17 protein-coding genes are annotated in these 21,941 nt (G+C 61.3%); 1 reads left to right on the top strand and 16 read right to left on the bottom strand.

Annotation, left to right across the window (positions count from 1 at the left end; all coding sequences use genetic code 11):
- Window positions 1-37 precede the first annotated feature (37 nt).
- The 8 genes from dctM to OCX61_RS16115 form a co-directional block, all read right to left on the bottom strand.
- A complete protein-coding gene (dctM, locus tag OCX61_RS16150; RefSeq protein WP_261940410.1) occupies window positions 38-1,321 on the bottom strand; it encodes a C4-dicarboxylate TRAP transporter large permease protein DctM in 1,284 nt (427 codons plus the stop codon).
- Window positions 1,321-1,953: a TRAP transporter small permease gene (locus OCX61_RS16145; protein WP_261940409.1), complete on the bottom strand. Its 633-nt coding sequence runs from the start codon at window positions 1,951-1,953 to the stop codon at window positions 1,321-1,323. The genes dctM and OCX61_RS16145 overlap by 1 nt, the downstream gene beginning before the upstream one ends.
- A gap of 71 nt (window positions 1,954-2,024) precedes the next feature.
- Window positions 2,025-3,023 carry a TRAP transporter substrate-binding protein gene (locus OCX61_RS16140; RefSeq protein WP_261940408.1) on the bottom strand — a complete coding sequence of 333 codons (999 nt, stop codon included), beginning with the start codon at window positions 3,021-3,023 and terminating at the stop codon, window positions 2,025-2,027.
- Window positions 3,024-3,248: 225 nt separating this feature from the next.
- On the bottom strand, window positions 3,249-4,067 hold the full coding sequence (locus tag OCX61_RS16135) for an HpcH/HpaI aldolase/citrate lyase family protein (RefSeq protein WP_261940407.1): 819 nt from the start codon (window positions 4,065-4,067) through the stop codon (window positions 3,249-3,251).
- The gene (locus tag OCX61_RS16130; RefSeq protein ID WP_261940406.1) at window positions 4,064-5,263 is read right to left on the bottom strand and encodes a CaiB/BaiF CoA transferase family protein; all 1,200 of its coding nucleotides are present in this window, start codon (window positions 5,261-5,263) and stop codon (window positions 4,064-4,066) included. The genes OCX61_RS16135 and OCX61_RS16130 overlap by 4 nt, the downstream gene beginning before the upstream one ends.
- A gap of 18 nt (window positions 5,264-5,281) precedes the next feature.
- A complete protein-coding gene (locus tag OCX61_RS16125) occupies window positions 5,282-6,631 on the bottom strand; it encodes an MmgE/PrpD family protein (protein ID WP_261940405.1) in 1,350 nt (449 codons plus the stop codon).
- Between the two features lie 10 nt (window positions 6,632-6,641).
- Window positions 6,642-7,805: an acyl-CoA dehydrogenase family protein gene (locus OCX61_RS16120; protein ID WP_261940404.1), complete on the bottom strand. Its 1,164-nt coding sequence runs from the start codon at window positions 7,803-7,805 to the stop codon at window positions 6,642-6,644.
- 21 nt (window positions 7,806-7,826) lie between these two features.
- Entirely contained in the window at window positions 7,827-8,666 is an 840-nt protein-coding gene (locus OCX61_RS16115; protein WP_261940403.1) for an HTD2 family dehydratase, read from the bottom strand.
- Window positions 8,667-8,904: 238 nt separating this feature from the next.
- Here OCX61_RS16115 and OCX61_RS16110 point away from each other — a divergent pair, with 238 nt between their 5' ends.
- Window positions 8,905-9,792 carry a LysR family transcriptional regulator gene (locus OCX61_RS16110; RefSeq protein WP_261940402.1) on the top strand — a complete coding sequence of 296 codons (888 nt, stop codon included), beginning with the start codon at window positions 8,905-8,907 and terminating at the stop codon, window positions 9,790-9,792.
- 942 nt (window positions 9,793-10,734) lie between these two features.
- On the opposite strand, the gene OCX61_RS16105 is transcribed toward OCX61_RS16110, so the two are convergent.
- The 8 genes from OCX61_RS16105 to OCX61_RS16070 all read right to left on the bottom strand — a co-directional run bounded on the left by OCX61_RS16105 (window position 10,735) and on the right by OCX61_RS16070 (window position 21,665).
- Window positions 10,735-11,376: a cupin domain-containing protein gene (locus OCX61_RS16105; RefSeq protein ID WP_261940401.1), complete on the bottom strand. Its 642-nt coding sequence runs from the start codon at window positions 11,374-11,376 to the stop codon at window positions 10,735-10,737.
- 95 nt (window positions 11,377-11,471) lie between these two features.
- A complete protein-coding gene (locus tag OCX61_RS16100) occupies window positions 11,472-12,191 on the bottom strand; it encodes a TorF family putative porin (RefSeq protein ID WP_261940400.1) in 720 nt (239 codons plus the stop codon).
- Between the two features lie 104 nt (window positions 12,192-12,295).
- Window positions 12,296-12,679, bottom strand: a complete 384-nt coding sequence (locus OCX61_RS16095; RefSeq protein WP_261940399.1) for a VOC family protein — start codon at window positions 12,677-12,679, stop codon at window positions 12,296-12,298.
- A 78-nt stretch (window positions 12,680-12,757) separates the two neighbouring features.
- Window positions 12,758-13,009, bottom strand: a complete 252-nt coding sequence (locus OCX61_RS16090) for a hypothetical protein (protein ID WP_261940398.1) — start codon at window positions 13,007-13,009, stop codon at window positions 12,758-12,760.
- A gap of 288 nt (window positions 13,010-13,297) precedes the next feature.
- Complete coding sequence (locus OCX61_RS16085; RefSeq protein WP_261940397.1) at window positions 13,298-14,101, bottom strand: DUF6708 domain-containing protein; 804 nt, start codon at window positions 14,099-14,101, stop codon at window positions 13,298-13,300.
- Window positions 14,101-17,295 carry a T6SS effector BTH_I2691 family protein gene (locus OCX61_RS16080; RefSeq protein WP_261940396.1) on the bottom strand — a complete coding sequence of 1,065 codons (3,195 nt, stop codon included), beginning with the start codon at window positions 17,293-17,295 and terminating at the stop codon, window positions 14,101-14,103. The genes OCX61_RS16085 and OCX61_RS16080 overlap by 1 nt, the downstream gene beginning before the upstream one ends.
- A 366-nt stretch (window positions 17,296-17,661) precedes the next feature.
- A complete protein-coding gene (locus tag OCX61_RS16075; protein ID WP_261940395.1) occupies window positions 17,662-18,489 on the bottom strand; it encodes a DUF6708 domain-containing protein in 828 nt (275 codons plus the stop codon).
- Window positions 18,489-21,665, bottom strand: a complete 3,177-nt coding sequence (locus OCX61_RS16070) for a T6SS effector BTH_I2691 family protein (RefSeq protein WP_261940394.1) — start codon at window positions 21,663-21,665, stop codon at window positions 18,489-18,491. Before OCX61_RS16070 ends, OCX61_RS16075 begins: the two co-directional genes overlap by 1 nt.
- Window positions 21,666-21,941: the final 276 nt, after the last annotated feature.

The following is a 21,941-nucleotide window of genomic DNA, read 5'->3' as shown; positions in this document are numbered from 1 at the left end:
CCTGGAAACTGGTGATGATCCTGTGGCGGCTTTGCGATCAAGGCATGCCGAGCCACTCCGGCAACGCCAGCGAAATGAACGGCACATAGGTCACCAGTACCAGGAACAGCAGCAGGATCGACAGCCACGGCAACGCCGCGCGGATCGTCTGCCCCAGGGTCAGCCCGGTCACCGCCGAGGTGACGAACAGGTTCAGCCCCACCGGAGGGTGCACCAGGCCGATCTCCATGTTCACCACCATCACGATGCCCAGGTGAATGGGGTCGATGCCCAGCTTCATGGCGATCGGGAAGAAGATCGGCGCCAGGATCAGGATGATCGCCGACGGCTCCATGAAGCTGCCAGCCACCAGCAGCACGATGTTGACCATGATCAGGAAGCCGATCGGCGTCAGCCCCTCGGACATCACCCACTGGGTGATCTGCTGGGGGATCTGTTCGGTGGTCAGCACATGGGCGAAGAGCATGGCGTTGGCAATGATGAACAGCAGCATGATGGTCAGCCGGCCCGACTCCAGCAGCACTTTCGGGCAGTCACGCAGGCGCATGTCCTTGTACACGAACAGCGCGATGAACGCCGAGTACACCGCCGCCACGGCAGCCGCTTCGGTGGGGGTGAACATGCCGCTGTAGATGCCACCGAGGATGATCACCAGCAGCAACAGGCCCCAGAACGCACGCCGGGCGGTGCCCAGCCATTCGGCGAAGGTGGCCCGTGGCTGGGCCGGCAGCTTCTTGATACGGGCGACGATGTAGATGGTGATCATCAGGCACACGCCGAGCAGGATCCCTGGCACCACGCCGGCCATGAACAGCTTGCCGACCGAGGTCTCGGTGGCCGCCGAGTACACCACCATGACGATCGACGGCGGGATCAGGATGCCCAGGGTACCGGCGTTGCAGATGATCCCGGCGCCGAATTCGCGTGGGTAGCCTGAGCGCACCATGCCGGCCACGGCAATCGAGCCGACGGCGGCGACGGTGGCCGGCGACGAGCCCGACAGCGCGGCGAACAGCATGCACGCCAGCACCGCGGCAATGGCCAGGCCGCCACGGATATGCCCGACGCAGGCGTTGGCGAAGTCGATCAGGCGCTGGGCCACGCCACCGGTGGTCATGAACGCGCCCGACAGCAGGAAGAACGGAATGGCCAGGAAGGTGTAGCTGTCGGAGGTCTCGAACAGCTTGATCGCCAGCGAGCTCAGCGAATCCTGGCTGAACATCAGGATCGACAGCGCCCCCGACAAACCCAGGGAGATGGCGATCGGCACACCGAGGAACATCAACACGAACAGCAGCAGGAACAGGCAGATAACCGTCATCAGTGGTGCTCCTCACCGGGGTTGGCCAGCTTGCTGGCTTCGGCGGCCTCGTCGGCCAGGCCCAGGCCATACTGGCGGTGGGTGAACAGGCGGTAGAGGATTTCCAGGTAGCGGATGATCACCAGGGCGAAGCCCAGCGGCACGATCAGCGCGATATGGCCGACCTTGATGCCATAGCGGTCGAGGTCTTCGGCGCCGATGCCGGCCACCAGCACCGCGCTGACCCACTTGATGCTCGCCACCAGGAACAGCCCGGCATAGGCCAGGCAGCAGGCGCAGGCGATCATCGCCAGCAGCCGTTGCACCGGCTTGCGTGTGCGCCGCACCAGCACGTCGACGCCGAGGTGGCCGGCGGTGCGCACGCCGTAGGCGATGCCGAAGAAGATCAGCCAGCCGAACATTGCCTTGGTCAGGGCGATGCTCCAGGTCATGTCCTGGGCATAGGCCATCAGGTGGTCGCCGATGCCCAGCAGCAGGTCGCTGGCGAATGCCCAGTGGTCACTGAGCGTGTAGAACATCGTGTAGAGGTTGTTCAGTGCCACGTAGAGGAAGGTCACCAAGGTCATGGCCGCCAGGAGAAAGGCGATCATGCCTTCCTCGAAGTGCTCCCAGACACGCCTGAGCGATTGCATAGGAATTCTCCAGACAGAGAGAGGGCAGGCCACCCGTGGAGCGGGTGGCCAGGGCAGGGGCGCATGAAGGATCAGGAGGCCTTGTTGGCGTCGTCGGCGGCCTTGATCAGGTCGGCGCCGATCTGGTCGGAGAATTTCTCCCACACCGGTCGCATGGCATCACGCCATTGCGCGCGCTGCTCGGCGGTCAGCGCGTCGATCTCGCTGGTCTTGGCGTCGATGATCTTCTGCCGGGAGGTCTGGTTGAGGGCTTCGGCCTGCTTGTTCACCTCGACGGTGACGTCGTCCATGATCTTCTGCAACTCGCTGCGCACATCTTGCGGCAGGCTGTTCCAGAACTTGGCATTGGTGATCACCATGTAGTCGATCAGGCCGTGGTTGGTCTCGGTAAAGAACGGCTGCACCTCGTTGACCTTCTGGCTCTCGTAGTTCGACCAGGTGTTCTCGGTGCCGTTGACGGTGCCGGTCTGCAGGCCTTGATAAACCTCGGCGAAGCTCATCTTGCGCGGGTTGGCGCGGATCGCCTTGAACTGCTCTTCGAGCACGCTGGAGGCCTGCACGCGGAACTTCAGGCCGCGGGCGTCCTTGGGCAGGATCACCTTCTTGTTCGCCGACAGTTGCTTGAGGCCGTTGTGCCAGTAGGCCAGGCCACGGATGCCCTTGTCTTCCATCGAAGTCAGCAGCGCCTTGCCTTGCGGGCCTTGCTGGAAGCGGTCGACGGCGGCCAGGTCGTTGAACAGGAACGGCAGGTCAAAGATCTGCACCTGCTTGTTGTAGTGCTCGAACTTGGCCAGTGACGGCGCCAGCATCTGCACGTCACCCAGCAGCAGGGCTTCCATTTCCTTGCCGTCGCCGAACAGCGAAGAGTTGGGGTAGACCTCGACCTTGACCTTGTCCTTGAGCTGCGGGTCGGCGGCGACCCGTTTCTGGAACATCAGTGCGCCCTGGCCCTTGGGCGTGCTGTCGGCCACCACGTGGGCGAACTTGATGACAATCGGGTCGGCGGCCTGGGCCAGGCCGGCCATGGACACTGCGGCGGCGCAGAACAGCGCCTGGGTCAGCTTCAACATCGGTGTCACCTCTGATTTATTGTTGTAGGAGGAGTGGGGTAAAGATGGACCAACGGGCTGCGTGTGGAGAATCAGCATTTGTGTAACCCAGCGTTCGGGTTTGCTTAACACTGTCACCTGTACCGGCCCCTTCGCGGGTGAGCCCGCTCCCACAGGTACTGCCTAGCTTTAGAGTGCTGCGCGGTCCCTGTGGGAGCGGGTTTACCCGCGAAGAGGCCAGAATGTTCAGCCGAGATGCCCTGCCAGCAACCGCTGCGCCCGCAACACCACCGGCGCATCGACCATCTGCCCCTCGAGCTGGAAGGCCCCGGCGCCATTGGCCGCCTCACTGGCCGCCAGCACCCGCCGCGCCCAGGCCAGCTCTTCGGCACTGGGCGTCAGCGCTGCATGTATCACCGCCACCTGCCGCGGATGAATGCACAACGCCCCGCCATACCCCATGTCATAGGCATGCCGCATGGCCCGCTGCAGCCCCTCGGCATCGGCGATGGCCGGGAACACGCCATCCAGCGGCGGCAGCAGGTCGGCCCCCCGCGAATGCAGTTGCACTGCCATGCGCGCCTGGTCGAGAAACTGCCGGGCCGCCTCGCTCTCTGTGTTCAAGCCCAGGTCCAGCGCCAGGTCGAGGCTGCCGAACGACAAGCGCTCGACACCTTCTGCCGCTGCAATCTGCGCCAGCGCCAGCAAGCCCTTGGCACTCTCGATGATGGGCCACACCGGCTTGCCAGCGTGCCAGGCGACTGCCACTTGGGCGGCGTTCTCCACCTTGGGCAACAGCAGCCCGGCGACCGCAGGCTGCTGCGCGCAAAAGGCCAGGTCGGCGGCGTGCTGCGGGTGCTGCGGCGCGTTGACCCGCACCCATACCGACGCTTGTGGCGTGGCCAGCAGAAAAGCCGCCAGGTTGTCGCGGGCCTGCTGCTTCAGCGCCTCCTCGACGGCATCCTCGAAATCGACGATCACCACATCGGCACCTGCCGCCAGGGCCTTGGCGAATCGCTCGGGCCGGCTGCCAGGCACGAACAGGGCGGAGCGCACCACGTTCATACAACGCCTCCTGCGGCCAGGCTGGCGCGCTGTTCGGCGCTCAGGCCCAGTTCCGCGAGGATGCCCTCGGTGTGCTGCCCCAGCGCCGGCACGGCGCCCATGCGCGGGGTGAAGGCGGCATTGCGCCCCGGCGGCAGCAGCGAAGGCAACTTGCCGGCTGGGCTGTCCACTTCGCGCCAGCTGTCGCGGGCTTGCAACTGCGGGTGCTGCCACACACCGTGCATGTCGTTGACCCGGGCGTTGGCGATCTGCGCGTGGTCCAGGCGCGCCACCACTTCGTCGAGCGACAAGGCGGCAAAGCGTTCGACGATGATCTGGCGCAGCACCTCGCGGTTTTCCGAGCGCTTGAAGTTGGCGCTGAAGCGGTCGTCGCTGGCCAGCGCCGGGTCGAGCAGCACCTTCTCGCAGAACAGCGCCCATTCCCGTTCGTTCTGCAGGCCGAGCATGATCGTGCCGCCACCCCCGGTGGGGAAAGGCCCGTACGGGTAGATGGTCGAGTGCGAGGCGCCGGCGCGCGGTGGTGGTGGTGCGCCGTTGTAGGCGTAGTACATCGGGTAGCCCATCCACTCCACCAGGCTCTCCAGCATCGACACATCGATGCGGCTGCCCAGCCCGGTCTTGTCGCGCAGCAGCAGCGCCGACAGCACACCGGTGTAGGCATACATGCCGGCGGCGATGTCGGCGATCGAGCAGCCGGCCTTGGCCATTTCCTCGTCACCGGGGCCGCCGGTCACCGAGAGAAAGCCGCCCTCGCTCTGGATCAGCAGGTCGTAGGCCTTCTTCTTTTCATAAGGGCCGCCCGCGCCGTAGCCTGAGATGTCGCAGACGATCAACCGCGGGAAACGCAGATGCAGGCTTTCGAACGACAGGCCCATGCGTGCGGCTGCGCCGGGTGCGAGGTTTTGCACGAGCACGTCGGCCTTGGCCAGCAGGGCATCGAGGATGCCGTCGGCGGCCTGCTGCTTGAGGTCGAGGGTGAGGCTTTCCTTCGAGCGGTTGGTCCACACGAAGTGCGAGGCCAGGCCGTCGACACGCTGGTCGTAGCCACGGGCGAAGTCGCCGCTGCCAGGCCGTTCGACCTTGATCACGCGGGCGCCCAGGTCGGCCAGCTGGCGGGTGCAGAAGGGCGCGGCGATGGCATGTTCCAGGCTGACGACGGTGATGCCGTCCAGCGGGCGGGGTGCGGTTTGCGTCATGGGTTCACCTGTTCATCATCAGTGCAGTGCGGCCAGCGAGCGCGCATCGCGCAGCTGCCAGACCTGCTCGATCAGGGCCTGGCCCTGAGCCGGGCTGCGGGCGCCGGAATAGGCCAGCAGGCGCTGGAACTTGGCTTCCAGCTCCGGGCGCGAGAGGGTGTTGCCGGGGTCGCCCTTGGGCTCGTCGATGGCGGCGCTGAAACGGCGGCCGTCGTTGCAGCTGACCTCGACCCGGCCCAGCCAGCGAGCCGGGTAGGCGGCGTCCACTTCAGGGTCCAGTTGCATCTGCACCTTGTCGCGCAAGGCAGCGACCCGTGGGTCGGTCAACGCCAGGTCGCGGAATTCGATGAGTTGTGCGCTGCCATGCACGGCGATCAGGCCGAGCACGGTGCCCATGGAGAACTTGGCCTGGTGCACGGTGGTGGGCGTGGTGACCCGGCCGAGCACATCGATGGCGCTCTGGTGCACGCGGGTGATCACCTTGGCTATCTGCTCATGATTCAGGCCTTCGCGCTGCATCAGTTGCAGCAACGCGTCGGCGGCGGGGTGGGTGTGGCGACATGAGGCGTGGTACTTGAACGAGGTTTCCACCAGCGCCCAGCGTGTACCCAAACGGTCGCTCAGGCGCGCCGGGTCGGCATCGCTGGACATCCCGGCGGCCAGCCCCTGGTCGCCTTCGAGGATATTGCGTGCGCCGGTCAGGCCGTCGGCGGTCAGGTAGGCGGCGAGCAGGCCATCAGCCGCTGCCTTGGCCGTGTGCAGCTGTTTGGAATCGGCGGCATCGCGCAGGAATTCCCAGAGCCCGGCGGCCTGGGTGCCAGCGCTGCCGAGCAGGTTGATGAACTGCTCCTTGTCGAAGCCCAGCAGCTTGCCGACGCCCACGGCGGCAGCGAGGGTGCCGACGGTGGCAGTGGTATGGAAGATGCGGTAGTGCGAACGGCCAAGGAATTCACCGATGCGGATGCCCGCTTCGTACCCGGCGACGGCGGCCAGCAACAGGTCCTGGCCGGACTTGCCAAGGTCCTGTGCCGCTGCCAGCACGGCGGAGAACACCACCGTGGCCGGGTGCAGCACCGAGCTGTTGTGCAGGTCGTCCTGTTCGACCAGGTGCGAGGCCGCGCCATTGACCAGCGCGGCGAAGTAGGGGGACGAGGTACGCCCACTGGTCAGCACGCGAGCGCTGCCTTGGGCGGGGCCCATGCGCGCGGCATAGCGCTCGAACAGCGGGATCGGGTGCGCGCCCTGGCTGGCCAGGGCCGAGCCGAGCCAGTCGAGGAACAGGTCTTCGGTGCGGTCCAGCACAGGGCCTGGGACCTGTGCGTAATGCAGGTCGGCGAGGAAGCCCGCCAGGGCTTGGGTATGCTGCATGTTCAGGCCCTCAGAAGCTGCGCGGCAGCTCGAGCAGGTGCTCGGCCACGTAGGACAGGATCAGGTTGGTGGAGATCGGCGCCACCTGGTACAGGCGGGTTTCACGGAACTTGCGCTCGACGTCGTATTCGCAGGCAAAGCCGAAGCCACCGTGGGTCTGCAGGCAGGCATTGGCCGCTTCCCACGAGGCCTTGGCCGCCAGGTACTTGGCCATGTTGGCGCTGGCCCCGGCGTTTTGCCCGCTGTCGTACTCGGCACAGGCGCGCCAGCGCATCAGGTCGGCGGCCTCGAGCTCGATATGGGCCTCGGCGATGGGGAACTGCACGCCTTGGTTCTGCCCGATCGGGCGGCCAAACACCACGCGGTCACGGGCATAGGCGCTGGCCTTTTCGATGAACCAGCGGCCATCGCCGATGCACTCGGCGGCGATCAGTGTGCGCTCGGCATTGAGGCCGTCGAGGATGTACTTGAAGCCTTTGCCTTCCTCGCCGATCAGGCTGCTGGCCGGTAGTTCGAGGTTGTCGAAGAACAGCTCGTTGGTCTCGTGGTTGACCATGTTGGCGATCGGCTGCACGGTCAGGCCGTTGCCGATGGCTTCGCGCAGGTCGACCAGGAAGATCGACATGCCTTCGGACTTTTTCTTCACCTCTGGCAAGGGCGTGGTGCGCGCCAGCAGGATCATCAGGTCCGAGTGCTGGATGCGCGAGATCCATACCTTCTGGCCATTGATCAGGTATTTATCGCCCTGGCGCACGGCGGTGGTCTTGATCTTGGTGGTGTCGGTGCCGGTGGTGGGCTCGGTCACGCCCATCGACTGCAGGCGCAGTTCGCCGCTGGCAAGCTTGGGCAGGTAGTGGCGCTTTTGCTCCTCGCTGCCGTGGCGCAGCAGGGTGAACATGTTGTACATCTGCCCGTGCACGGTGCCGGAGTTGCCGCCGCAGGCGTTCACTTGCTCGAGGATCACCGAGGCCTCGGCCAGGCCCAGGCCAGAGCCGCCATACGCTTCGGGGATCATCGCCGACAGCCAGCCGGCGTCGGTCATGGCCTTGACGAAGGCTTGCGGGAAGCCTTTCTGTTCATCGATCTTGCGCCAGTAGCTGGCGTCGAACTCGGCGCACAAGGCGCGCACGCCTTCGCGGATGGCATTGAGGTCATCGCTGTCGTACGTATGCATGCGGGTGTTCCCTGTCTGGTATCAGTCGAAAAGCACGTCGGCGCTCTGCGCCACGCCGTCGGCATTGCCGGCCCACAGCTGGGCCTGGCCCGGTGCGCTGATGCGCCCGGCCACTTCGAACGGGGTTGGCACGGTTAGCGGGCGCACGCCGCGGTAGGCAAAGTGGCGCACGTGCTTGCCGGGGTTGGCGCGGATGAACGCACGCAGGTTCAAGGTGGCGATCATCGGGCCGTGCACTACCAGGCCGGCGTAGCCCTCGGTGTCGCTGACGTAGGGGAAGTCGTAGTGGATGCGGTGGCCATTGAAGGTCACGGCGGAGTAGCGGAACAGTAGGGTCGGCGTGGGTGTCACCGCCTCGCGCCAGTCGGCCGGCGCCTTGGCCGGGGCGCTGTCGAGCTTGGGCGGGTTGGGCTCGCGGTAGACGATGTCCTGTTCTTCACGCACGCACAGCTGGCCGTGCTGCGAGTAGTCGTGGCGCACGGTGACGAACAGCAAGGCGCCGGTACGGCCGTGCTTCTCCTCGATGTGCAGGATGGTCGACAGGCGATGGGCCTCGGCGCCGACCTTGAGCGGGGCGATGAACTCGACCCGGCCGCCGGCCCACATGCGGTTGCGGTTGTCGGCCGGCGGCAGAAAACCGCCGCGTGCCGGGTGGCCGTCCGCGCCAAGCTGCGCTTCGGCCAGCGGCTCCTGAAAGAAGCACCACATCCACAGCGGTGGCAGCGGTTGGCCGACGGCGGGTGCAGTTTCACCAAAGGTGGCGGCGATGCGCTTGATCAGGTTGCGGCTGAGCTCATCGACGGCCTCTTCGCTGCGGCCGATCCAGGCGCTGTAGTCGATGGGCGGGGGGGAAGCAGTCATAACCATGGGCCTCTGCATTTGTTGTTATGGGCCGATCATGCGAGGCACCCGGCATTCTGTGAATTTGCATTTGTGTAAGGCAGCGTTCATGTATGCTGAACGCCATATTTTTGCCTGTACCGGTCTCATCGCCGGCAAGCCGGCTGCCACAGCTTCACCACAGCCCTGAAGCCCGGCGTTGTCAGTGTGAGAGCCGGCTTGCCGGCGATGACGCCAGTGACCACAACTGGAGCCTCACATGCATTTCGACCTGGCAGACCTGCGGCTTTTCATCCATATCGGCGAATCACCAAGCCTGACCCAGGGAGCGCGTCGGGCGTTTCTTTCACCGGCTGCGGCCAGTGCGCGGATCAAGGCGCTGGAGGCCCAGCTCGACACCCGTCTGCTGTACCGTGACAGTCGTGGTGTCGAGCTGACACCGGCTGGCCACAAGTTGCTGATGCATGCCCGCCTGATCATGCGCCAGGTCGATTACCTGAAAGCCGAGTTCACCCAGTTCGGTACCGACCTGGCCGGGCATATCCGCATCTTCGCCAACACCACTGCCGTCACCGAGTTCCTGCCCGAAGTGCTGGCCGGTTTCATGGCCAAGCGCCCCGGGGTGACCGTCGACCTGCAGGAGCGGCTGTCGCGGGACATCGTGCGCGGTGTGCTCGATGGCAGCAGCGACATGGGCATCATTGCTGGCCCCGTGGAAGCCAGCGGCTTGCAGGTGATGCACTTCAGCACCGACCGCCTGGTGCTGATCGTGCCGGCGGGCCATGAACTGGCAGGCCGCAAGATGGTGTCCTTGAAGCAGACCCTGGCCTTCCAGCATATCGGCCTGCACGACGGCAGCACCTTGCTGAGCTTCCTGCGCGACCATGTGGAGCGCATGGGCCTGAACCTGTCGCTGCGCATCCAGTTGTCCAGCTTCGAGGCGATCTGCCGGTTGGTGGAGGCGGGAGTGGGCATCGGCATCATCCCCGAGTCGGCAGCGCTGCGGCACAGCCAGACCATGGAACTGGAGACCATCAGCCTGGATGAGCCGTGGGCGGTGCGCGAGCGGAGCATTCTGGTGCGAGAACTTGAGGCATTGCCGGGGACGGTGCGGGCGTTGATTGCGACGTTGATGCCAGAAGCTTGATATCAGCGGCGCTGGCCGTTTCTTGCTCTTGCTCTTGCTCTTGCTCTTGCTCTTGCTTTGGCTTTGGCTTTGGCTTCTAAGCGCGCGGTAGTTCAGGCGACGCAGAGTGCGACTTCAGGAGGCCGAACGCAGGCGTCTGGAGGGCCAGGGTGCGCAGCACCCCTTCGGCGTAGCCGAAGGCGCGAGATGTAGACTTGCGCAGCAAGTCGTAGGCCGCGCGGGCCCGGAAGGCGCCGGAGTGAGGGGACCCCGGAGCGCAGCGTAGGGGCCGGATGATGGGAGCGGGGGTTTTTGCCTACTTTTTGCCCAGTCAAAAAGTAGGTCGCCGTAAAGGCGAAAAGGTGATTCAGCGCCACCATGGCGACTGTATGTAAAACTGATCTGAAAGCCCACTTCCAAAAGCCAAAAGCCAAAAGCCAAAAGCCAAAAGCCAAAAGCCAAAAGCTGGAATGCGTTAGTTTTGATTAATCCGAGTGCATTCATTTGCGATGGCGACGCACAATCACCTTTCCGCCCTTACGGCGGGTCACTTTTTGTCAAACGCGACAAAAAGTAACCAAAAAACGCTGGCTCCCATCATCCGGCCCCTACGCTGCGCTCCGGGGGCCCCTCACTCCGGCGCCTTCCGGGCCCGCGCGGCCTACGACTTGCTGCGCAAGTCTACATCTCGCGCCTTCGGCTGCGCCGAAGGGGTGCTGCGCACCCTGGCCCTCCAGACGCCTGCGTTCGGCCTCCTGAAGTCGCACTTTGCGTCGCCTGAACTATCGCGCGCTTAGAAGCCAAAGCCAAAGCCAAAGCCAAAGCCAAAGCCAAAGCAAGAGCAAGAGCAAGAGCAAGAGCAAGAGCAAGAGCAAGAGCAAGAGCAAGAGCAAGAGCAAGAGCAGGGTTGGCGAAGTTGCAGGCGTCTCGTGAGTGGCTGTTGGCGAGGCGTACAGTACATGATCAGAGTCCCAGGGTAAGTGGTGCGTCCTTGATCCAGAGACGAGCACCCTGAGCGCCGGCGCTGGCTTGCAAGGGCGTGCCTGCCGGCAGGCGCATCCAGCTCAGGGGCTGAAGGCTGAAGTCCGCGCTGGCCAGGCTGCCTTGCAGAAGCAGGCATTCCAGTCCGCGCCGGTTGTCCAGGTAGACAGAAGCACCGGGTTGCAGGTGCTTCAGATACACCTGTTCATGTGCATTCGAAAACAGCAACTGGTCGCCCTGCGTCGATAAGGTTGCGGCGAGCTGCTGGTCATCATCAGGATGAAACTGCTGCAGGCGGACGAAGATCATGCAGCCCTCGCCAGACCTTGGCGCGTGCGCGCTACCGGGTGGATTGCGTACATAGCTGCCCGCCGGGTACTGGCCGCGCTCATCCTCGAACACACCTTCCAGTACCACAAATTCTTCGCCGCCAGGATGCTCGTGGGCGTTGAAGTGGCTGCCGGGGGCATAACGTACCAGGCTGGTGGCGCGGGCCTTTTCGCCGCCGATGCGGAACAGTGGGCGGCGCTCGACGCCGGGCAGTGGGCTGGCCAGCCAAGGCAGATTGGCGGCGTGCATGATGGCGGGCAGGGTCAGGTCGGCGTTCAGGCGGTCCGGGAGCATGGCGGTTTTCCTGGTATTGGAGGGTTGGCTGTACCCGCCCTCCATGATCAGCTGTTGTCAGGTATCGATAAAGCCTCCGTGCTCAACAGGCTACATCAGTAGAAACTGCGCTGGGCCTTGAGCGTGACCATGCTTTCACAATAGGTATTGATGCCGGCATAGGCGTCGCAGCCGCTGCCGCTGAGGTCGGAGTTGCTGTAGATCAGGTTGAGGTCGATACCCAGCCAGGGCCGCGAGAACTCCAGCGACCAGTCGGAAAACCCGCTGATCTGGCTGCCGTCGCCGATGGTGAACGGGGTGCCCAGGCGGTGGTGGGCGAGCTTGACGGTCAGGTCGACATCGAACAACGGCAAGTGGCCGAAGTCGGCGAACAGGGTGCCGGTGCGGTTGCCCGGGTTGTCGCGCCAGGCGCCGCCAAAGCGGCTGCCAAGCACCGAGATGCCGCCGTACAGGGCGTAGCTGTCGGGGCCGGCGATGTTCGGCTGGCTGTAGTGGATCAGGCCCACTTCGTAGCCCAGGGTGCTGTCGAAGTGATGCTTGTAGCCGGTGTAGCTGTCCAGGCGCAGGGTGGAGTTGGGCGTCACGCCCATGCTCGGTGCGTACTGGCCGAGGTACCAGCCGCTGGGGTGGCTGAGGTCGAGGCCGCCGTGGAAGGCGCCCACCGCACTCGGCGAGATCAACCCCTGGGCCATGCTGCGCGAGGGGGTGGTACCCAGCTTGAAGTCGAAATCGCCCAGTTGGCGCTGGATCTGTTGCGCGTGCAGTGCCGGGCTCGAGAGGAGGGCCGCAGTCAGCAACAGAAGGGGCCTGGTCATGGTCACCGTCCTGGAAGGCTTGCTCTTGAGCGGCCGAGGATACCTGTGTCGAGCGCCTGGGGCTACCGGCAGCCATGTGTACACGACCATTGGTCGAGGGCCGTTCAGGTAGCGAGCTGCTCGGCGATTTCGATCAGGTTGAGGTCAGGGTCGCGAACGTAGATCGAGCGGATCGGGCCGGTTGCGCCAGTGCGTGCGACCGGGCCTTCGATGATCGGCCATTGCACCTTGTGCAGGTGAGCGATCACCTGCTCCAGCCCAATCGTGCTGATGAAGCACAGGTCGAGGGCGCCCGGCACCGGCAGATGCGCCTTGGGCTCGAACTCGTGGCCGCGTACATGGAGGTTGATTTTCTGATTGCCGTAGCGCAGCGCCAGGCGGTTGCTGGCGAAGGTTTCCAGCTGCATGCCCAGCACACGGGTGTAGAAGTCGGTGCAGGCATCGATGTCGGTGGTGGTGAGGACCAGATGGTCCAGGTGATCGATCATTGGCCAGCCTCAGTGACAGGGGCTGACGGTGGCCAGCCCGGCCTGGGCCATGATAATGCGCCAAGCCGGTCTTTCAACTCAGCCTTTGATTGCAGGCTGGGCCTCGGCCGTTTCGCTGACCACCTGCTGACTGGCGGAGCGTTCGATGACGCGTTTGCGCAGTTCATATTCGTCCAGCGACAGGCCCTGGCGCTGGATCGACTCGAGTTGCAGCTGGCGGGTTTCCTCGGCGGTGTAGGGCCGCAGCTCAGGGTGGCTGGCGCAACCGGTGAGCACGGCGATGGCGGAGGCGGTGAGGGCAGCGAGCAGCAGGCGGGCCGTGGTGTTCATCGGGGGAAGCTCCAGGATTCGGGCGGTGGGAATCGATGGAGCTAGGTTATTGATTGCTGGCGATCGGTAGAAATTGGTGTTGTCGATAGTGACTATTGAGGGTGGTGCAGTTCTTCAGCCCGGATCCTCTGTCACGGTTTTTCCGGATGCTGAAGTTTGCGATAATCCTGTGTGAACTGGCTTGCAGGTAATGGGCCGCATAGCGGCCCTGTCTACACGGGGGCCAGCATTCAGGAGGCTTTTGCTGTGGGGTGCGCAGGTACGGGAGTGGTCGAAAGTACCACAGGTTTACCGTTGTTCTTCACGGGCGGGGGCTGTGCGGGACTCCCGATCCATTTCCGCGGGCCATTGGACTTTGGGGGCACGTTGATCAAAAGGGTTTGAATGAATGCCCTCGTTCCAGTCCCAAGGTGAGTGGACGAAGTTGGGGAGTGCTTCGGGCCCCTGCTGCATGAATAGCCTCACGATTGCCCAATATTGCTCACCTACTTCTATACTGTCAGCAAAGAGCACGCGATCTATTACTTCATCAGTGCCGGGTTTGCAAATGGATATCATGACTTTCTCCATGAGTCCGCCAAAGCCCATGGGTGCATAAACGCGGTAGGCTTCGGCGGTAAGGTTATCCCAGTCGTAAGCAACGGGTTTTATGCCCCAGCGCTTGATGCTGAAAGGATGAAATAAGTCAGTTCTATATTGATAGAAATAGACTTTTCGGCGTTGTCTGTTAAAGCGGATCGGCTCATCGCGAGGCTGTTCGATATCCATGCGGATGTAAGGAGCTAAAAGCAAGGTGGCCGTTATGTTGGCGCCCAAAAAGAGCGCTATGAATTCCAGGTCGGCTCTGATGGCTACAAAAAAATTATAATACATTGCTGCTACTGTTATGCTCGTGGTTGCTGTTAATGCTAGGGTTCCTGTTATCAGGGAAAAGCCTCTGAGCTTCATAGGGGGTCTGGGTATCTCGATGGAAATCTCGTCGACATGGTTCGGTGGTGGATCAAGGTTGGCTATGTCCGGTCCCACGAGGCCAGGAGCATGAGTGGCGGGTAGGTCATATTTCCAGCCAATGGCACGATGTGGTTCACTCATTATGCTTCCCCCTGAATTGCAATTTCGGCATACGCATCCGGTATATTTCGGTCTGGCCAATAAGCTATTAGTAGTGAGGCTGCCGTGATATTGTGCCTTCCGATGTCTGCTGTAAGCTCTATTGTCCCGTTGAAATGCTCGAATTGGCATTCCTTTCCGCGTTGAATAGTTTTGCGACGGCTCTTGTTAACTGACAGTGAGTCCGCTAGGTAGTCAGGTGTTCTGGAGATTTTTGAAGTGGTCATTGAGGAAAATCTAGAGGTTCTAGTTTTCAGGGGTGGTGGCGAGAATCGATCCTCTGCAATTACCTCCCCGCCGATGTAGTCGGGCGCCATGCCATCTCCATGTCGATGAACTACGAGTGTCCAATGATAGCCGGAGGTGACTTCGGAGAAGTATGGAAGTGTGAATTGGAATTTCAGGTTGCGCTTTGTTTCTAGGTTAACAAGTCCTCCTATTTTTGAGCTGGTTGCCGGGTCTGCTCTTTCAGCTTTAAATGTTAGCCCGCCATCCAGTTCCAAGGTGGCTGCATTTAACTCGGCAAAGGCAATGTCAGCATGGTTTGGTGAACTCCAATGAACGCGAGGTGACTCGTTGGCGATTCCGAAATAGCAGCGTTTGGTCCATTGCTCCAGTCGCGTTGATTCGTTCTTCTCAGCCCATTTGATAAATATATATGTGATTGTGCTTATAATGATGGTGGCGCCTACCGCTCCAATTAATAATGGGCTGAATATGGCTCGAATTCCACTGGCGACTCCGCCAATGGCCAGGGCTGCAGCGAACCCGTATCCAAAAGCAGCTTTACCATCACTATCACCATATTTGCGTTTTGCAGCCATTATCAAATAAATAGACTCGAAGATGCCTGCGGCAGCGCTGATCGTGGCCCCGAGTCTGGCGATAGTGCGGCCAACAGTGATGCTGTTAGGTGTGCTCGCTTTGTTCGGCATAAAAAGCCCGATTAATTCTATGCTATTGCCAGCGATGCCAATGCTAGAGCTATAAAATGCCACTAAGGCTTCGGGTGATTTCGAACCAATCTCCTCTTCTGCTTTCTTCAGGTTCTTGCCAAGGCTGTCGCTCATCAGGTAAAGCCCGCCTAGTGAAAGCAACAGCTCCCAGCCTTTTCCCGTTCCTCGCAGCCCGGTGAAGCTGTCGCGTACCAACTGTGATGCCTGGCCAGCACTGATTTTCATGCCATTCAGGGTCTTGCGCGCTTCCAGTTCCAGCGTCCCTGCCGCGACGGTGATCTCCACCAGCGCCATCTTCGCGGCATCATTCAGTTGGTTGACATTGAGCTTCACCTCTCTGGCCAATCGCTCATGCAGTTCATACGCCGTGCCCTCGACCCAAACGCTGACCGGGATTACCTGGTGCGCCACTTTCGGATCGAGCACGGCCAAGCTCAGCAGGCCGGTCTGGATGATCGGTTTGACTTTTTCTGCTTGCCTGAATATGCCGGCCTTCACGTCTTCGAGGTCCGGCATCATCTGCGACCGCGCCTCGGCCAGTTTCTGGCTGGCGCTGTTCTGCAGTTCACGCAGGTGCGCGCTCTGCAAGGCGTAGTACTCACCCAGCTTCATCTGCACCTGCAGTTCGATCAGGTGCACACCGTTGTAAATCCGCTGGCTGGCACTGTTCAGGTGCCGCACGGCCTGCTGGATACCAGGGTCGAGCCGCACTCGCAGGCGCAGGCTGGCGGCATTCACCGCGCCCTGCAGTTCGGTGATAGCCTGCTTGAGCGAGTCGCGCATCTTCAGGCCGGCGTCTTCACTGGTGATGAACTTGCTCAAGGCGCTATAGAGCTTTTCGCTGTCGTTCCAGTTGGTCGGCTCGGTTGGTGAGAAGCTTGGCAGCAGTGCCGCCATCAGAGGCTCGTCGCGCAGCAGCAGGGCGCGGTAGGGTGGGCTGTTGGGGTCTTGCAGCCATTTCAGCCACAACGCTTCGCTGGTACCGGGCGCTGGTGGAGATGGTTCAGGGTTGGTGGAGGGCGCTTCGGTGATGCCGCCGGCCAGACAGGCGGCCATGGTCTTGCTGTAGGCGATGCCCGATTCACGGTCCCGGCCATCGTAGTCGTGCTGTTCGATCAGGGCGAAGGCTGCGCTCTCGCAGAGTTCCGCGTAGGTGGCGGCATGCCGGTCGATGAAGGCCTGGAAGCGGGACTCCTCTTGGTCGTATTCGGCCTGGAATGCCGCGCGCCGGGGTTCGTCATAGCGTTCCTCGAGCTTCTCATCGCTTTCTTGCTGGCGCATCTCGACCACCGGCTGGCGCTGTATTTCGGGATCGGTGAACACCGGTGGCCCGTCACCGGTCTGTGCCTCAAACGTGAACACTTTCTGTGCCGCCCACTCACGCTGGGTGGCGCGGATGATCTGCAGGATCTGCGAGGTCTGCAGCTGATAGGCGCGCAGTGGGTCCTCGCGCCAGGCTTGGCGTTTGACCACCCAGTTCAGGCGCTGGTGGTTGTATTCCTGGATCAGGCCGACGGTGTCGTCGAGCACCACCGCCAGCACGCCATTTTCCAACTGGTGGCGGGCCATGGCGTTGACCAGGTAACCGCGCAGGGCGGTCTTGCGCAGGAAGCGGCTGTGAAAGCCATGGGCACTGTCGAACGGGCCGTTCAGTTGCTGGGCGTATTCGAACACCTGGCGGTCGACCTGCAGGTTGTCCGGGGTCATGGCCAGGCCCTGCAACTCGGGGTGCTTGCGCGCCAGGATCAGGTCCAGGCCCTCGAAGCGCTGCGCCGGGTAAAGGCCGTACTTGTAAGCCTGCAGCACGGTGATCGGCCAGGGATCGCTGGAGAAAGCCAGCCAGGCCGTGCCGTAGGTGTCGGTGTCGACATTGAGGAAGGACGACGGGATGTCGTGGTCCTCATGCACGCAGCGCTCTGGCAGCGACGGTGGTGGCCCCAGGTTAGGCTCATAGGGATTGAAGCGGCGCAGGTGGCCCTGCGCGGTGACTTCGTAGGCGTGCCAGATACGCTGGTCGAGCAGCACATAGAGGTAGCCATGGCGCAAGGTGCGCAGGCCCATCCGGGTTTGCGTGGCGGGGTCGCTGCCGGGGCGGGTATCGGGGACCACGGCACGGCGCAGGGGGAGGATGGGCAGGCCCTGGCGCTGGCAGGCTTTGCAGGGGGTGAGGAGGAAGTCGGTTTCGGCGATCAGGTTGGCAACGTTTTGACTGAAACTCATGGATGATCCTCTCTTGCCGGCTGACACTGTTGAATTGCAGGTCAGCACGGCTATCAGCTTTCAGGCTCGATCAAGATGAGTCTGAACACTAACGAGGAATCAATTCTCAGAGGAGTTGAGCTCTTCCTAAAACACTGTAGGAATTTTCGACCAGATAATTGCCTTTTCCTAGGCCTTTGATTAAACCTCTCCAGGTCAATGGATCGCGAGTTGATGCGTAACGTTACCGATGAGCCCCACTCATTGCGACACTCGGCGTTGGACAGCAACGACCGCCCCTCCACCGCAATCCGGGAAAGTCAGCTTCCACGACGCTTTCGCCGTGGATTGGGCAGGTTCAAGAATGGTCGACGATAATCACAGGTTTTACCGCTGTTCTTCAGGGGCGGGGGCTGTGCGGGACTCCCGATCCATTTCGGCGGGCCATTGGACTTCGGGGGCGAGGCGGTCGAACGGATTGCGAAAAACTGCTTTCTTTCCAAGGTTGGAATCCGGGATCTCATCTTTGTTTGTGGTGGGGTGAAGGAAATCTGGAATTGCGTCAGGGCCTTGTTGCATGAAAAGCCTGACGATGGCCCAGTAGTGCTCGCCTGCCTCTATGTCGTCGGTAAAGAACACGCGGTCGATTATTTCGTTGGTGCCAGGTTTGCAGATTGAGATTTTCACTTCTTCCTTGATCCCGCCGTAACCGGGGGCATAAATCCGGTAAGCCTCGAGGGTGAGGTCATCCCAGTCGTAAGCCACTGGTATCACGCCCCAGCCTTTTTTGCCGAATGGGTTCAGGAGGTTGAACCTGTACTGATAGAAATAGACCTTTCGGCGCTGCCGATTGAAACGGATGGGTTCACTTTTAGGAAGGCTAAATTCCATTCGAATGTAAGGAGTGAGGAAGCAGAAGAATAGGGCGTGAAAGAAAACATATAGAGGGAGTTCTTTTAGCTCTGCTGGGCTTAGTTTGGTTTGGAAGTAGCTATATAGGTTGAATGGGCCGGTCAGAGCCATGATTAATATGGCTGCTCCGGCGAAAATCCAGACTCCTCTGAGTTTTAAAGTGACTCGGGATACCTCGGTGTAATTTTCATTCATGTGCGTTAAAGCATGAGGCGGCGTCTTAAGCCTAGGATTAATGGTTGTTTCAGTATTAGGGGCGGGTAAGTCGTATTTCCAACCTAGGCCGCGATCACGCTTTTCCATTAGTTGTTCTCCTGGTATGTGAGTTCGGCGTAGGCTTCAGGAATACTACGGTCCGGCCAGTAGGTGATAGTCAAAGAGGCTGACATGATATTGTGCCTGCCTGCGTCTTGGGTTAACTCTAGCTGTCCCGTAAAGGTTTTTGTCGACTGGCTATTTTCGATCTGAAGAGATTGTTGGCTATCTGTAATTGTCAAGCTTTCAGGTATGTAATCGGCTTTGTTGTTCGATTTTGAGGGCTTTATCGATACCCTCTTTGAGGCGGCGGGCGTAAGTGTTGGAGGGAAGTGTTCTTGCGTCGTGATCACTTCGCCACCAGTGTAATGGGGAGGGGTGCCGTCGCCATGCCTATGGATCAGGAGTATCCATTGATAACCAACGGATGAACTGTTGAAATGGGGGAGTGTTACCCGGAACCTCAAAAAGCTCTGCAAGCCGATGGGTACTCCAATTTTGGTGTTGCTGAGCTCGTTTGCAATGACAGTGTCGAATTTAACGCCGCCTGTTATGCCGAGTGTTACTGCATTTAACGCTGCAAGCGCGATGTCTGCGTGGTTTGGAGAGTTCCAGTGTATGCGAGGTGCTTCATCGGCAAGGCCGAAATAACAACGCCTGGCCCATACTTCCAAGGCAGTTGATTCATTTTCTTCGGCCATCTTGTTAAATATGTATGCGGCGAAGCTTGAAATGATGGAGATTCCTATGAATTTTAGAGCCAAGGGGCTGAAAACCCCCGCGACCGCTGCGATAGTGGAAATGAAACTAGCTGCAGAAGCGAGATAGTAATTTCTGGCAGCTTTTTCATCTTCAGCTTTGTCAGTGCGGCTATATGCAGTCCTTGCTTGCGCGGCCTCAAAGATGCCGGCAGCGGCGTTAAGTACACCGCCAACTCTGGCTATACTGCGACCAAGAGACATTTGATTGTTTGTGCTTGCCTTGCGCGGCATCAGAAGCCCAACCAGCTCTATGCCGCCACCGATAATTCCCAGCTTGGCCCCATACAGCGCCAGCATGGCTTCATCGGCCTTTGGCCCCATCGCTTCTTCCGCTTTTTTCAGGTTCTTGCCAAGGCTATCGTTCAGTAAGTACAGCCCGCCCAGGGACAGCAGCAACTCCCAGCCTTTTCCCGTTCCTCGCAGCCCCGTAAAACTGTCACGTACCAACTGCGTTGCTTGGCCCGCACTGATTTTCATGCCATTCAAGGTCTTTCGCGCATCCAGCTCCAGCGTCCCCGCCGCGACTGTGATGTCCACCAATGTCATCTTGGTGGCATCATTCAACTGGTTGACGTTCAGCTTCACTTCCCTGGCCAACCGCTCGTGCAGGTCATGCGCCGTGCCTTCGACCCAGACGCTGACCGGGATCACCTGATGTGCGATTTTCGGGTCGAGCACGGCAAGGCTCAGCAAACCGGTCTGGATGATCGGTTTCACCTTGCTTGCTTGCCTGAAAATACCGGCCTTCACGTCTTCGAGGTCCGGCATCATCTCTGCCCGCGCCTTGGCCAGTTTCTCGCTGGCGCTGTTCTGCATTTTTCTCAAGTGCGCACTTTGCAAGGCGTAGTACTCGCCCAGCTTCATCTGCACCTGCAGCTCGATCAGATGCACGCCGTTGTAGACCCGCAGGCTGGCGCAGTTCAGGTGCCGCACGGCCTGCTGGATGCCGGGGTCGAGCAGGGCTTGCAGGCGCTGGCTGGAGGCATTGACCGCACCCTGCAGCTCAGTGATGGCTTGCTTGAGCGAGTCACGCAGTTTGAAACCGATGTCATCACTGGCGATGAGCTTGCTCAAGGCGTTGTAGAGCTTTTCGCTGTCGTTCCAGTTGGTCGGCTCGGTCGACGAGAAGCTTGGCAGCAGTGCCGCCATCAAGGGCGCGTCGCGCAGCAGCAGGGCGCGGTAGGGTGGGCTGTTGGGGTCTTGCAGCCATTTCAGCCACAGCGCTTCGCTGGTACCGAGAGCTGGCTCAGGGTTGCTGGAAGGCGCCTCGGTGATGCCGCCGGCCAGGCAGGCGGCCATGGTCTTGCTGTAGGCGATGCCCGATTCACGGTCCCGGCCATCGTAGTCGTGCTGTTCGATCAGGGCGAAGGCTGCGCTCTCGCAGAGTTCCGCGTAGGTGGCGGCATGCCGGTCGATGAAGGCCTGGAAGCGGGACTCCTCTTGGTCGTATTCGGCCTGGAATGCCGCGCGCCGGGGTTCGTCATAGCGCTCTTCAAGTTTTTCATCGCTCTCGCGCTGGCGCATTTCGACTATGCGCTGGCGCTCCACCTCGGGATCGGTGAACACCGGCGGCCCGTCGCCTGTCTGTGGTTCGAACGTCGGTACTTCTTGCGCCGCCCATTCACGCTGAGTGGCACGAATGATCTGCAGGATCTGCGACGTCTGCAGCTGATAGGCGCGCAGTGGGTCCTCGCGCCAGGCTTGGCGTTTGACCACCCAGTTCAGGCGCTGGTGGTTGTACTCCTGGATCAGACCGACGGTGTCCTCGAGCACCACCGCCAGCACGCCGTTTTCCAACTGGTGGCGGGCCATGGCGTTGACCAGGTAACCGCGCAGCGCGGTCTTGCGTAAAAAGCGGCTGTGAAAGCCATGGGCACTGTCGAACGGACCGTTCAGTTGCTGGGCGTATTCGAACACTTGGCGGTCGACCTGCAGGTTGTCCGGGGTCATGGCCAGGCCCTGCAACTCGGGGTGTTTGCGCGCCAGGATCAGGTCCAGGCCCTCGAAGCGCTGCGCCGGGTACAGGCCGTACTTGTAAGCCTGCAGCACGGTGACCGGCCAGGGATCGCTGGAGAAAGCCAGCCAGGCCGTGCCGTAGGTATCGGTATCGATGTTGAGGAAGGACGACGGGATGTCGTGGTCCTCATGCACGCAGCGCTCGGGCAGCGACGGTGGTGGCCCCAGGTTCGGCTCATAGGGATTGAAACGGCGCAGGTGGCCCTGCGCGGTGACTTCGTAGGCGTGCCAGATACGCTGGTCGAGCAGCACATAGAGGTAGCCATGGCGCAAGGTGCGCAGGCCCATCCGGGTTTGCGTGGCGGGGTCGCTGCCGGGGCGGGTATCGGGGACCACGGCGCGGCGCAGGGGGAGGATGGGCAGGCCCTGGCGCTGGCAGGCTTTGCAGGGGGTGAGGAGGAAGTCGGTTTCGGCGATCAGGTTGGCAACGTTTTGACTGAAACTCATGGATGATCCTCTCTTGCCGGCTGACACTGTTGAATTGCAGGTCAGCACGGCTATCAGCTTTCAGGCTCGATCAAGATGAGTCCGAACACTAACGAGGAATCAATTCTCAGAGGAGTTGAGCTCTTCCTAAAACACCGTAGGAATTTTCGACTAGTTAATTGCCCTTTCCTGCAGCCGTTGGCTGAACCTCCCCAGGTCGAGAATCGCGCGCTGAGGCGTACCACTACCGAGCCCCTGCCTTGGCGCTGCAGCGGCTGGCCGATTTCCTCTTGGAGT

This window comes from Pseudomonas sp. LRP2-20 (genome assembly GCF_024349685.1).
Lineage (GTDB): Bacteria > Pseudomonadota > Gammaproteobacteria > Pseudomonadales > Pseudomonadaceae > Aquipseudomonas.
This window is presented reverse-complemented; position numbering and strand designations above follow the sequence as displayed.